Origin of the sequence: Spirillospora sp. NPDC048824 (assembly GCF_043198455.1) — a bacterium.
In the GTDB taxonomy this organism is placed as follows: domain Bacteria; phylum Actinomycetota; class Actinomycetes; order Streptosporangiales; family Streptosporangiaceae; genus Spirillospora.
This window is the reverse complement of the sequence record NZ_JBICUS010000001.1, coordinates 48787-61380: the sequence shown is the minus strand read 5'-3', so window position 1 is coordinate 61380 and position 12594 is coordinate 48787. Positions and strand designations below refer to the sequence as shown.

Below are 12594 nucleotides of genomic sequence, written 5' to 3'. Positions count from 1 at the left end.
GGTCACGCCGGGCCGGTACTTGGGCACACGCACGGTCACGCCTCAGGACGCGGTCACGCCGGGCCGGTACTTGGGGACGCGGACGATGACCTTCGTGCCGGCGCCCGGCCCGGTCTCGACGGCGAGCCCGTACTCGTCGCCGTACACCTGCCGCAGCCGGTCGTCGACGTTGGCGAGCCCGATCCCGGCCGCGTCGCCGTCGTCGGTCGGCGGGCGCACCTCGCCCGCCAGCAGGCGCCGGACGTCGTCGGGGTCCATGCCGATCCCGTCGTCCTCCACGCTGATCACGCAGTCGGACCCGGCGTCCTCGGCGACGATCGTGATGAGCCCGGGCTCCGACCTGTCCTGCAGGCCGTGCCGGACGGCGTTCTCCACGAGCGGCTGCAGGGACAGGAACGGCACGGCGACCGGCAGCACCTCGGGCGCGATCCGCAGCGTCACCCGGAGCTGCTCCCCGAACCGGGCGCGCTGCAGCAGCAGGTACCGGTCGATGGAGCGCAGTTCCTCGGCGAGCGTGGTGAAGTCGCCGTGCCGCCGGAACGAGTAGCGGGTGAACCCGGCGAACTCCAGCAGCAGCTCCCGGGCCCGCTCGGGGTCGGACCGGACGAACGAGGCGATGGTGGTCAGCGAGTTGTAGATGAAGTGCGGTGAGATCTGGGCCCGCAGCGCCCGCATCTCCGCCTCCATCAGCAGCGTCCGCGAGTGGTCGAGTTCGGCCAGCTCGAGCTGCGCGTCCACCCACTGGGCGACCTCCTCGGCGGCGCGGATAAGGCCGGCGGGGGTGTCCTCCCCGTAGGCGGCGAGCGTCCCGATGACGCGGTCGTCGGTGGCCAGGGGCACCACCACGACCCGCCGGATCGGGCAGTCCAGCCGGTCGCAGGTCACGTCGTGGACCTGGGTGCGCCCGTTGTTCAGGGTGACCTCGGCGTGCTTGGGGCCTTCCTCCGCGTGGTGGTCGTGTTCCCCGTCCCAGGCCAGCAGCCGCTCCCCGTCGGTGATCGCCAGCGCGGCGCAGTCGAGCAGGGCCCGCAGTTGCCGGGCGGCCTTCTGCGCGCCCTGCTCGGTCAGCCCGGCCCGGAACGCGGGCGCGGCCCGGGACGCGGTGTGCAGCGTCTCGAACGTCGCGCGCCGCGCCGGCCCGCCCAGGTCACCGCCGCGTCCCTGCCGCCGCCACCACACCAGCGCCGGAATCCACGTCACCAGCAGCGTCGCGATGACGGCTATGACCACGTTCATCCCGCAAACCTACGCCGCGTCGCCACCGCCTGTGACCTTGATCACCTGGCCTCCTCGGCGCGTTCCGGGGAACCGTCCGCCGGGCGGCGGCCCCCGGCCGTGACGACCGCGCGACCCGGCGTCCTCCCCCGTGGGAGCCAATGAAGGGGGAACGTCCTCATCACCGCCCATTTTGGCTAGAATCCGTGCGTCGGGCGAGTCTTCCCCAGTTTGTACGCGCGCAGTCGTGCGCCGTTTCCCGCCAGGCAAGGAAGCCATGTGGCCGACACGTCCCCAGTGGTAAGGAGCCTGTGCATGCCCGTGGAGTCGGAAGGGCCCATCCCCGCGGCGAGTCCGGTGATCGGGGAAGCCGAGATCGAGGCCGCGGTGCGCGTGCTGCGCAGCGGACGCGTCGTCCAGGGACCGGAGGTCGCCGCGTTCGAGGAGGAGTTCTCCGCGCTCGTGGCGGGACGGCACTGCGTCGCCGTCAACTCCGGGACGTCGGCGCTGCACCTGAGCCTGTGGGCGCTGGGCGTCGGCCCCGGCGACGAGGTCATCGTCCCCTCGTTCACGTTCGCGGCCACGGCCAACGCCGTCCGCCTCGCCGGCGCCGAACCCGTCTTCGCCGACATCGACCCGGACTCGTTCTGCCTCGATCCGGACGCCGTCGCCGCGGCGATCGGACCGCGCACGGCCGCCATCATGCCGGTGCACCTCTACGGCCACCCGGCCGCCATGGACCGCATCGGCCCCCTTGCGGAGCAGCACGGGCTCGCCGTCGTCGAGGACGCCTGCCAGGCGCACGCCGCCGCCCTGAACGGCACCCCGGCGGGAGCGATGGGGACGGTGGGCTGCTTCAGCTTCTACCCGACCAAGAACATGCACGCCCTCGAAGGCGGCATGATCACCACCGCCGACGCGGAGACGGCCCGGACGATGCGGCTGCTGCGCAACCAGGGCATGGAGCAGCGCTACGCCAACGAGGTCGTCGGCGCCAACCTGCGGCTCACCGACGTCGCCGCGGCCATCGGGCGCGAGCAGCTCAAGCGGCTGCCCGGCTGGACCGACCGGCGCCGCGCGAACGCCGGGTTCCTGGACGCGAAGATCACCGCGGCGGTCACGCCGCCGGTCGCGGCCGGCGCCCGGCACGTCTACCACCAGTACACCGTCCGGGTGCGGGGCGACCGCGACGCCGCCCAGCGGCACCTGGAGGAGCGGCGGGTCGGCAACGCCGTCTACTACCCGACGCCCGTCCACCGGCTGAAGCCCTACCTGAAGGACGGGCGGCCCGATCCGCGATGGGACCTGCCGGAGACGGAGCGGGCGGCGGCGCAGGTGCTGTCCCTGCCGGTGCATCCCTCGCTCACCGAGGACGACCTGGCGCGCGTCGCCGACGCCGTGAACGAGACCGCCGGTGGAACCGGCGCCGCGACCGGGGACGCGAAGTGAGCGCGCCGCTGCGCGCGGGCCTGGTCGGGCTCGGCGTGATGGGACGCAACCACGCACGGGTCCTGTCCGGGCTCGACGGCGTCGACCTCGTCGGGGTCGTCGACCCGGCGGGGCAGCCGGGCAGCGCGCCGCACGGCGTCCGGCTGCTGGAGACGCTTCCGGACCTGCTGGCGCTCGGCATCGACTACGCGGTGGTGGCGTGCCCGACGGCGCTGCACGAGGAGGTCGGGCTGGCGCTGGCCGAGGCCGGGGTCGGCGCGCTGATCGAGAAGCCCCTGGCGGACTCGGTGGAGGCGGCCGAGCGGCTGGTGACGGCGTTCGAGTCGCGCGGGCTGGTCGCCGGCGTCGGCCACATCGAACGCTACAACCCGGCGCTGCAGAGCATGCGAACCCGGCTGGAGGCGGGTGAGCTGGGCGAGGTGTTCCAGGTCGTCACCCGCCGGCAGGGGCCGTTCCCGCACCGGATCTCGGACGTCGGCGTCGTCAAGGACCTCGCCACGCACGACATCGACCTGACCGCGTGGGTCACCGGCCAGCACTACGTGTCGGTCTGCGCGCACACGGTGGCGCGCAGCGGACGCCCGCACGAGGACATGGTCGCGGCCGTCGGGCGGCTGTCCGACGGCTCCATGGTCAACCACCTGGTGAACTGGCTGAGCCCGCTCAAGGAGCGCACCACCGTCGTCACCGGGCTGCGCGGCTGCTTCGTCGCCGACACGCTCACGGCGGACCTCACGTTCTACGCCAACGGCGAGGTGAGCACCGAATGGGAGGTACTGCGGACGTTCCGCGGCGTCTCCGAGGGCGACATGATCCGGTACGCGATCCCGAAGCGGGAACCGCTGCTGGTCGAGCACGAGCGGTTCCGGGACGCGTTCCTCGCGGGCGGCGGCGACATCGTGACGCTGCGGCAGGGCCTGCGGACGGTCGAGGTGTCCGCCGCCGTCCTGGAGTCGGCGAGGCTCGGGGAGAGCGTCACGCTCAAGGCCCCGGAGGCTCTCGGTGCCGTCTGAGACCCCGGAGACCGCCGGGCCGACCGGCACGCGGGAACCCGACGTCAGCGTCGTCGTCGCCGTCTACAACACGATGCCGTACCTCACCACCTGCCTGGACTCGCTGGTGGGGCAGAGCATCGGCCGCGACCGCATGGAGGTCGTCGCGGTCGACGACGGCTCCACCGACGGCGGCGGAGCCGAACTCGACCGGTTCGCCGAGGAGTACCCGGACGTCGTCACGGTGCTGCGGCAGCCGAACTCGGGCGGCCCCGCCGCCCCCAGCAACCGGGCCCTGGACGTGGCGTCCGGCCGCTACGTCTACTTCGTCGGCGCCGACGACCACCTCGGCCCCGAGGCGCTGGAGCGGATGGTGGCGGCGGCCGACGAGTGGGGCTCGGACGTCCTCGTCGGCAAGATGGAGGGCGTCAACGGGCGGGAGATACGGCAGGATCTGTTCACCGAGAACCGCCCCGACGTCGACCTGTACGACTCCCCGCTTCCCTGGCTGCTGTCCAATTGCAAGCTCTTCCGCCGCGACCTGGTGGAACGGCACAAGCTGCGCTTTCCCGAGCACATGCGGATCGGCAGCGACCAGCCCTTCACCATCGAGGCGTGCGTACGCGCCGGGAAGATCTCGGTGCTGGCCGACTACACCTGCTACTACGCGATGCTCCGCGAGGACGACGGCAACATCACGCAGGGCACCGTGGACGTCTACACCCGGCTGGAGTGCGCCGAGCGGCTCTTCGATTTCGTCGCCGGGCTGATCGAGCCGGGACCGCGACGGGACAGGATCACCCACCGGCACGCCAAGTGGGAACTGACGAAGCCGCTCCGTGAGGGCCTGCTCCAGCTCGACGACGACGCGCGGCGCGACGTGTGCGCACGCGTCGGCGCCCTCGTCGAGCGGCACGTATCCGACGAGGTCCTGGCGCTGCTGCCGATCCGGCGCCGTGTCCGGCTGCGCCTTGCGCAGCACGGCGAGGTCGACCGGCTGTGCGACGCCATCCAGGCGGACGCGGACGGGAAGCGGTTCCCCATCGCGCTCAAGGAGGGGCGCGCGTACTACGCCTACCAGGGGTTCGAGGATCCGGACGCGAACCTGCCGGGCGAGCTGTACGAGATCACGAAGGGGCTGCGCAGGCGGTTGCTGGACGAGGTCCGGGCGGTCGGCGCGCGACACGCGGGGGGAGACCTGGAGGTCACCGTCCGGACGCCCTTCACCGGTCCCGGCGCCGAGGACCCGGCGACCGTCCGCCTCACCCTCGCCGGGCGCGGTACCGAGCAGCGCGTGGAGCTGAACGCCGTCGACCGGGCCGCGGGCGAGGAGGGGCTGACGTTCACGGTCCGGATTCCCCTGGCGCTGCTCGTCGGGCCCGCCAGGACGAGGCACACCCTGCGGCTGGCCGTTGACGCGTCCGGGCGGACACACGACATCCCCGTGCCGGCCGACCTTTCCGGCCCGCGCGGCGAACTGGTCTGGCATCGCGCCAGGCCCCACCGGTTGTCGGTGACCCAGGCCGACAAACCCGGCACGGTGATCGAGACGCGACCGGTGCGTCCGGCCCGGGCCGTGGCCCGCAGGGTCCGGCGCGCGACGTCCCTTGGAGGTAAGTAGCACATGCGGATCTGCGTGGTCGCGCTCGGGAAGATCGGTCTTCCGCTGGCGGTCCAGTTCGCCCGCAAGGGCCACCGCGTGATCGGCGCCGACGTGGACGAACGCGTCGTCGCCGACGTCAACGCCGCCCGCGAGCCGTTCCCCGGCGAGGCCGACCTCGGCCTCCACCTCGGCGAGGCGGTCCGGGCGGGGCTGCTGACGGCCACGACCGACACGGCGGCGGCCGTCGCCGAGTCCGACGCCGTCATCGTGGTCGTCCCGCTGTTCGTGGACGGAGAAGGCACACCCGACTTCGGCTGGATGGACGCCGCCACCCGGTCGATCGCGGCGGGACTGCGCCCCGGAACGCTGATCAGCTACGAAACGACACTCCCGGTCGGCACCACCCGCGACCGCTGGGCCCCGATGCTGGCGGAGGGCTCCGGCCTGACCGCCGGCACCGGCTTCCACCTGGTGTTCAGCCCCGAACGGGTGCTGACCGGCCGGGTGTTCGCCGACCTGCGCCGCTACCCCAAACTCGTCGGCGGCATCGACGACGCGTCCGCCGCGCGCGGCGTGGAGTTCTACCAGCAGGTCCTCGACTTCGACGACCGGCCCGACCTGGACCGACCCAACGGCGTCTGGGACCTCGGCTCGGCAGAGGCGGCCGAACTGGCCAAGCTCGCCGAGACCACCTACCGCGACGTCAACATCGGCCTGGCCAACCAGTTCGCCCGCTACGCCGACACCGTCGGAGTGGACGTCACCAAGGTGATCGAGGCGTGCAACACCCAGCCCTACAGCCACATCCACCGGCCCGGCATCGCCGTCGGCGGACACTGCATCCCCGTCTATCCGCGGATGTACCTGTGGAACGACCCGGACGCGACCGTCGTCCGCGCCGCCCGCGACGCCAACACCGCGATGCCCGACTACGCCGTCGGCCTCCTCACCGGCGCCTACGGCGACCTCACGGGCGCACCCGTGCTCGTCCTCGGCGCGGCATACCGGGGCGGCGTCAAGGAGACCGCCTTCTCCGGCGTCTTCCCCACCGTCCAAGCGCTGCGCGCACGCGGAGCCGTCCCCTACGTCTCCGACCCGATGTACACGCCGCAGGAACTGGAAGCCCTCGGCCTGCCCCCGCACCGCGGCGAACCGGTGACCGCCGCGATCGTCCAGGCCGACCACGCCGCCTACCGCGACCTGGCACCCGACGACCTGCCCGGCGTCAAGGCCCTCGTCGACGGCCGCCGCATCACCGACCCGGCCCGCTGGACCGGCGTGGAACACGTCGTCATCGGCGGCTCCGCCGACCGGGCCCACGGGACGGATCGGTGAGCGAACCGGCCGACCGCCAGGTCGCGGTCGTCACCCCCTGGTATCCGTCCGCGGACCGAGCCTTCGCGGGGGTCTTCGTCCAGGCGATGGTCGAAGCCACGGCGCCGGCGTGCGACGCGGTCACCATTTATCACACCGACGCGTGGCGGATGCCGGATCCGACCGTCCTCGCCGCGGCGTCCGACGCACATCGTGTGCTGCTGCCACGCGCGTTCCGCCCGGAGCCGGCCGTCGCCGGGGCCGAACTGTGGCGTGTCCCGGTCCCCGATCCCGTCCCCACGGGGGGCAGCTTCGCCGAGCGGGCCCGCCACCATGCGAACTGGCTCCGCGAGGCGCTCGGCGGGAAGCCGATACCGGCGGCGGTCGTGCACGCGCACGTCGGCCTGCGCGGCGGCTGGACGGCACTGGAGAACGCCCGGCCCGACGCGCGCGTGTTCGTCACCGAGCACGCCTCGTATCTCACGACGCTGCTGGAACAACCCGAATCACGGGAGATGTACGAGCAGGTTCTCGATCGATGCACCGGTTTCTTCGCGGTCGGCGAGACGGTACGGAACCCGCTGGCCGAAACGTTTCCGGAGCACGCGGGCAAGATCGAGCTGGTCCCGAACCCGGTGTCCTTCGATCTGCCCCGGCCGCGTCCCGTCACCGGGTTGCGCCGCTGGCTCTACGTGGGCAACCTCACCGAGCACAAGGGTGTCGACCTCCTGCTGGAGGCGTTCGCCGAGTGCCTGGCAGATGACCCGGCGCTGACACTGACACTGGTGGGCACGGGCAAGCTCGCTCCCCGGCTGAAACGCCGTGCCACCGAACTCGGAATCGACGGCGCCGTGAGCATGACCGGGGCGCTCTCACCTGACGAAACCCTGCGCCGGATGAAGGACCACGACCTGCTCGTCCACCCGTCCCGGGGTGAGACGTTCGGCGTTTCGATCGTCGAAGCCGTGGCCGCCGGGCTGCCGGTCCTGGTCACCCGCTGCGGCGGCCCGGAGATCACCCTGGCCGGTGTCGAGGCCGCCGCCGGAGAGCTGATCGACGTGGACGACGACCCGGAGACGATCGCCGCCGGATACCGCCGGCTGAGGAAACGCTTCCCGGACGGTCTCGACCTCGGGAAGGCCCGCGCGGTCCTGGCCGAACGCTACGGGTACCGCACGGTCGCCGAAGCGCACCACCGGCGCTGGTTTCCAGAGGCCGCCGTGGCCACCGACGGGAGGCGGACGTGAACGTCGTGTTCCTGGCCCTCGGGGCGACCCGCCGCACAGCGGTGGTCGCCGAGTCGGGGCGTGTGGTCGCCGGGGGCGGCACCGCGACCGTCCTGCTCGACCGGCCGTCCAGCTGGGAGAAGGACCCGCTTCCGGACGGTGTCGTGGTCGTCGAGCTGCCGGTGCTGGAGCAGAGCTACCGTCCGGCCGCGGTCTCGCTCCTGCTTTTCCGCATACCGAGACTGCTTTTCCGCGTGTGTGCGCGAGGGCCGCTGCGCGAATGGGGTGAACGGCTCGACCGCGCGTTCCGGCGGCGCGTCGCGCGTCCCGTCGACCGGGGGCTGGCGCGGATCTACCGGCGCGACCCCGCCGTGGTCCGCACCCGGGCCGTGCGCCGGGCCGTGCTGGCCGGTGGATCCCCGGACCTGGTCGTGGTCGCGGACCCGCAATCCCTCACACCCGCCGCCGAACTGGTGGCCAAGGGCCCGGGACGCCGTCTCGACGTGGCCTTCTACGCCCCGGCGAAACCCGACCAGGTAGCGCGAGGCGCCCTGCCGTACCGGCCCCGTCAGGCCCGCTGATCTTCGCGAAACCGATGCTCCGGGAGGAGCGATGGAGGAGAACCCAATGGAGATCGAAGACGGATCCGGCCCCTCGGCGTCACGGGGCCGGATCGTCATGATCGTCGACAACGGGGTCACGGCGGACTCCCGGGTGCAGAAGGCGGCGCACTCGGCCGCCGCGGCGGGCTGGGAGGTGCACCTCATCGGCCGCGCCCCCGGGAAGAAGTCGCGTTCCTGGATGCTCGGTGACGCACACGTGCGCCTCATACCCGTCCCGATGACGCTGGGCGACCCCCGGCGCGTGGTCCGCGCCCAGCTCCGGCGTCCGCTCGCGTACTCCGACGAGCACATCGCCGAGTACCGCCGCAGGCTCGTCCAGTCCCGGAGGGCCGATCTCGCCGCCGGACGCCTCGCCCTCACGTCAGGCGCGTCCTCGCCGCGCGCCCTCTGGCTGATGGCCCGGCGGGTGGCCGCCAAGCTCCAGGACCGCTGGGTCGCGCTGCGCGAACGCCAGACCGAGTCCCTGGCCAAAGCCCGGCGGGATCTGCACTCGCCGCTCGAAAGGCTCGCCATCCGCTTCTGGCAGAAGCTCCTCGGCGACCGATGCTGGCGGGTACTCGACCGCACCCTGTGGGACTGGGAGATCGCCTACGGCAAGGTGATCGACAAGCTGCGGCCCGACATCATCCACGCCAACGACTTCCGCATGCTCGGTGTCGGCGCCCGCGCCGCCCGCCGGGCCCGCGCCGCGGGCAGAGACGTCAAGCTGGTGTGGGACGCGCACGAGTTCCTGCCCGGCATCAGCCCGTGGCGCGCCGGGCCGCGCTGGCTGCCCGCGATGTGCGCACACGAGCGGGAGTACTCCGGGGTGGCCGACGAGGTCCTGACCGTGTCGGAGGCGCTCGGCGACCTGCTGGTCGAACGGCACGGGCTGGGGAAGCGGCCCACGATCGTCCTCAACGCCCCGGTCACCGAGCCGGTCGCGGACGGGGCCGAGCCCACGCCGGACGAGGCCGGGCCTGTGCCCAGCCTCCGCGAACTGTGCGGCGTCGGCCCGGAGACCCCGCTCGCCGTGTACAGCGGCGCCGCCGCGGTGCAACGCGGGCTGGACGTGATGGTCGAGACGCTGCCGAAGCTGCCGGACCTGCACGTCGCGCTCGTGGTGTCCAAGCCGAACTCGGACTATGTCCAGGGACTGCTCGCCCGCGCCGCCGAACTCGGCGTCGCCGACCGCGTGACCGCGCTGGGCTACGTGCCGTTCGACCAGGTCGTGGAATTCCTGTCGGCGGCCGACTTCGGGGTCATCCCGATCCACCACTGGCCCAACCACGAGATCGCGCTGATCACCAAGTTCTTCGAGTACTCCCACGCCAGGCTGCCGATCATCGTCAGCGATGTGAAGGCGATGGGCGAGATGGTCCAGGCCACCGGGCAGGGGGAGGTCTTCCGCGCCGACGACGCCGCCGACTACCTCCGGGCCGCCGAGGCTGTGCTCGCCGACCCGGACCGGTACCGCGGCGTGTACGACAGCCGTCCCGAACTGCTCCGCGAATGGACCTGGGAGGCGCAGGCCGAGGTCCTGGACGGGGTTTACGCCCGACTGCTGCCCTCGGACTCGACGAGGACCACCGCGTCCCCGGCGGGCCTCTCGGCGTAGACCTCGCCCGTTCGCGGGCACTCCCAGCCGCCGTCCGGACGCTGGGTGAGGCGTGCCCCCGCCCGGCCGACCCAGCCGATCCGGCGGGCGGGGACGCCGGCGACCAGCGCGAAGTCGGGGACGTCGCGGGTCACGACGGCGCCCGCGGCGACCATCGCCCAGCGGCCGATCCGCACCGGCGCGACGCACACGCTGCGGGCGCCGAGGGACGCGCCCTCGCGGACGTGCACGCCGACGGCCTCCCAGTCGCCGCCGCGCTTCAGCGTCCCGTCCGGGTCCACCGAGCGGGGCTCCCGGTCGTTGGTGAGAACGACGGCGGGACCGACGAACACGCCGTCCTCCAGCACGGCGGGCTCGTAGACGAGCGCGTGGTTCTGCAGCTTGACGTTGTCGCCGATCCGCACGCCCGCGCCGACGTAGGCGCCGCGGCCCACGATGCAGCCCGCGCCCAGCTTGGCGTCCTCACGTACCTGAGCGAGATCCCAGACCGTGGTGCCCTCACCGAGTTCGGCGCTCGGGTCGACCTGGGCGCTCGGCGTGATCCGGTGACTCATTCTCTGCCCTTCTTCACATGCTGCTCGGTTTCCGGCGCCGCGCCGGAGCGGGCGCCCAGGCTTCGTCTCACCCGCCGCAGCCGTGCCGACAGCGGAACCGTGACGTGCACGGTGAGCGGCTTCTTGTCGAGCCGGACGTACATGCGGCGCGGCGGCAGAATGGACGCGGTCACCGGTCCGAGAACACCGCTTCCGTCCGGGAGGCGGATCTGCGTCGGCTCGCCCAGCCCCTCGATCTCGAACGACGCCCTCCAGCGACCGGGCCGGGCACCGGTGAGCGCGACATCGGCGCGATGGTGCGTCCGCCGGTCCGGATCGGTCACGAGCGGAGCCCGGAGCACGGTGCCGGCGTCTCCGCCGCCTCCGGGGGGTCCGAGGGGTCCGAGAAGCACGCTCATGCTCGGCGCGGGACCGGGCCCCAGGACGGGCGGCGGTTCGCCCAGAACGCGCAGCCGGCGGCCGGGCCCCCAGCGGACCTCGACGTTCCGCAGGTCGGTGGGAGCCAGGGCGCCGCCCACCTCGACGGTGAACGGCCCGCGTCCCCGCGGCGGCAGCGGCCGGACGAGGCGCCACCGCCCTTCGGCCTCGACGAGCACGGCGTGCGGGACGGCCATGCCCCGCGGCTTGGTCAGCGGCGCGGTGAGGATGTGCCCTTCGAGGACCGCCTCCATGCTCATCGTCCAGCGGCCGTCCGCCCAGGAGGCCGGCACCGGCGGGACCGTCGCGGTGAAGGTCGTCGCGCGCCCGTCGTCGTCCGGGCCGCCGGGGCCCGTCGCGCATTGGAACCGCCGGCGGGCACCTTCGCCGTTCTCCAGCACCAGATGGACGGTGGGCCGCCCCTCGTCCACGCCGCGCACCACGACCGTCCCGCTGACCACCAGTCCGGACCGATCCCACGCGGCCCCGGTGAGGGCGGGCTGGAGAACCGGAGATGTCTCGAAGCACGTGTCGGGGATGCCCGTGGCCTCGTCCCGGAAGAACGGATACCGGGCGAAGGCGCGCGCGTCCTCCAGAAGGACGCGGGGACGTTGCCCGCTCCGGTGGAACCGCAGGAGCTCCTCCAGTTCCGCGTCGAGATCGTGCTGCAGACAGTGGGCGAGCACCCGGCGCAGGGGGTTGTAGCGGGCCAGCAGTCCGGGGGTGAGCCAGGTGTCCAGCAGCTCCCGGCACCCGGCGAGGGTGACCTTGCGTTCGTCGTCGGAGGAATCCAGGAACAGCAGTTCGAGCCGCCCGAACACCTCCAGCTGCAGGTACCGGTGGTGCAGCCGCTCGCGGATCTCGCCGGGTTCGGTGTGCTCGGCGACCAGCGCCATCGCCTGGGCGGCGATCGCGTGGACGTCGGCGGTCGGGGCGCCGCCGACCTGGGTGCTGCTCGTCCCGTCCGCCCTGGCGTCCCAGTAGTAGCAGTCGTAGTCGGCGAGGACCGACACGCCGCCGGCGTTCAGGTAGGCGCCCGCGGTGAAGAGCTGGTCCTCGTGGGACAGCAGGCCCTCGGTGAAGCGCAGCCCGGCGCGCTCGATCAGGGAACGGCGGAACAGCTGGAGCGCCGCCATCGACATCCGGGGGAACAGGTCGCAGTCCGGGTCGAGCACATGGGTGCGTTCGATGGTGCGGTCGAAGACCTTGGGCACCTTGCGCCCGCCCGTCCCGACCTGCTTTCCGAGCACGATGTCGGTGCCGTTGCGCTCGGCCATCTCCGTCATCCGCGCCAGCGCCTCCGGGCCCAGCCGGTCGTCGGCGTCGAGGAAGAACACGAACCGCCCGGACGCCCGGTCGAGGCCCCGGTTGCGCGGCGCGCCCGCGCCCCCGGAGTTGGGCTGGTGGATGACCACCAGCCGGTCGTGGGCGCGGGCCAGCTCGTCCAGCAGTTCCGCGCTGCCGTCGGTCGAGCCGTCGTCGACGGCGATGATCTCGACCTGGTCGGCGGGCAGCGTCTGGGCGAACGCCGACTCCAGCGTCCGCCCGACCGTCTCGCGGCAGTTGTAGACCGGCACGATCACGCTGACCAGGTGTTCCGTCAC

10 protein-coding genes are annotated in these 12594 nt (G+C 72.8%); 7 read left to right on the top strand and 3 right to left on the bottom strand.

What is annotated here, in order from left to right; all coding sequences use genetic code 11:
* Nucleotides 1-42: 42 nt before the first annotated feature.
* The gene (locus ACGFIS_RS00265; protein WP_392968715.1) at nt 43-1236 is read right to left on the bottom strand and encodes a sensor histidine kinase; all 1194 of its coding nucleotides are present in this window, start codon (nt 1234-1236) and stop codon (nt 43-45) included.
* Nucleotides 1237-1530: 294 nt separating this feature from the next.
* On the opposite strand from ACGFIS_RS00265, the gene ACGFIS_RS00260 reads away from it, so the two are divergent.
* From ACGFIS_RS00260 to ACGFIS_RS00230, 7 genes are read left to right on the top strand one after another with little or no spacing between them, the layout of a single operon-like run.
* Nucleotides 1531-2664, top strand: coding sequence for a DegT/DnrJ/EryC1/StrS family aminotransferase (locus ACGFIS_RS00260; RefSeq protein ID WP_392968712.1), 1134 nt, complete (start codon nt 1531-1533; stop codon nt 2662-2664).
* On the top strand, nt 2661-3677 hold the full coding sequence (locus ACGFIS_RS00255; RefSeq protein WP_392968709.1) for a Gfo/Idh/MocA family protein: 1017 nt from the start codon (nt 2661-2663) through the stop codon (nt 3675-3677). The genes ACGFIS_RS00260 and ACGFIS_RS00255 overlap by 4 nt, the downstream gene beginning before the upstream one ends.
* Nucleotides 3667-5277 (top strand): glycosyltransferase family 2 protein, encoded by a 1611-nt coding sequence (locus ACGFIS_RS00250; RefSeq protein WP_392968706.1) that lies wholly within the window; start codon nt 3667-3669, stop codon nt 5275-5277. Before ACGFIS_RS00255 ends, ACGFIS_RS00250 begins: the two co-directional genes overlap by 11 nt.
* Before the next feature lie 3 nt (nt 5278-5280).
* Complete coding sequence (locus tag ACGFIS_RS00245; RefSeq protein ID WP_392968703.1) at nt 5281-6594, top strand: nucleotide sugar dehydrogenase; 1314 nt, start codon at nt 5281-5283, stop codon at nt 6592-6594.
* Nucleotides 6591-7820, top strand: a complete 1230-nt coding sequence (locus tag ACGFIS_RS00240; protein ID WP_392910156.1) for a glycosyltransferase — start codon at nt 6591-6593, stop codon at nt 7818-7820. The genes ACGFIS_RS00245 and ACGFIS_RS00240 overlap by 4 nt, the downstream gene beginning before the upstream one ends.
* Entirely contained in the window at nt 7817-8380 is a 564-nt protein-coding gene (locus ACGFIS_RS00235; protein WP_392910154.1) for a hypothetical protein, read from the top strand. The genes ACGFIS_RS00240 and ACGFIS_RS00235 overlap by 4 nt, the downstream gene beginning before the upstream one ends.
* A 46-nt stretch (nt 8381-8426) precedes the next feature.
* Complete coding sequence (locus ACGFIS_RS00230; RefSeq protein ID WP_392910152.1) at nt 8427-10019, top strand: glycosyltransferase family 4 protein; 1593 nt, start codon at nt 8427-8429, stop codon at nt 10017-10019.
* Here ACGFIS_RS00230 and ACGFIS_RS00225 read toward each other — a convergent pair.
* Together ACGFIS_RS00225 and ACGFIS_RS00220 are read right to left on the bottom strand one after the other, a co-directional pair.
* The gene (locus ACGFIS_RS00225) at nt 9953-10573 is read right to left on the bottom strand and encodes an acyltransferase (protein ID WP_392910150.1); all 621 of its coding nucleotides are present in this window, start codon (nt 10571-10573) and stop codon (nt 9953-9955) included. The two genes, ACGFIS_RS00230 and ACGFIS_RS00225, sit on opposite strands and share 67 nt — an antisense overlap.
* Nucleotides 10570-12594 (bottom strand): glycosyltransferase family 2 protein, encoded by a 2025-nt coding sequence (locus ACGFIS_RS00220; protein ID WP_392910148.1) that lies wholly within the window; start codon nt 12592-12594, stop codon nt 10570-10572. Before ACGFIS_RS00220 ends, ACGFIS_RS00225 begins: the two co-directional genes overlap by 4 nt.

Excerpts from the sequence above, each read along its gene's own strand:
- ACGFIS_RS00265 (WP_392968715.1), bottom strand. The coding sequence starts at position 1,236 with ATGAACGTGGTCATAGCCGTCATCGCGACGCTGCTGGTGACGTGGATT.
- ACGFIS_RS00260 (WP_392968712.1), top strand. The coding sequence starts at position 1,531 with ATGCCCGTGGAGTCGGAAGGGCCCATCCCCGCGGCGAGTCCGGTGATC.
- ACGFIS_RS00245 (WP_392968703.1), top strand. The coding sequence starts at position 5,281 with ATGCGGATCTGCGTGGTCGCGCTCGGGAAGATCGGTCTTCCGCTGGCG.
- ACGFIS_RS00230 (WP_392910152.1), top strand. The coding sequence starts at position 8,427 with ATGGAGATCGAAGACGGATCCGGCCCCTCGGCGTCACGGGGCCGGATC.
- ACGFIS_RS00225 (WP_392910150.1), bottom strand. The coding sequence starts at position 10,573 with ATGAGTCACCGGATCACGCCGAGCGCCCAGGTCGACCCGAGCGCCGAA.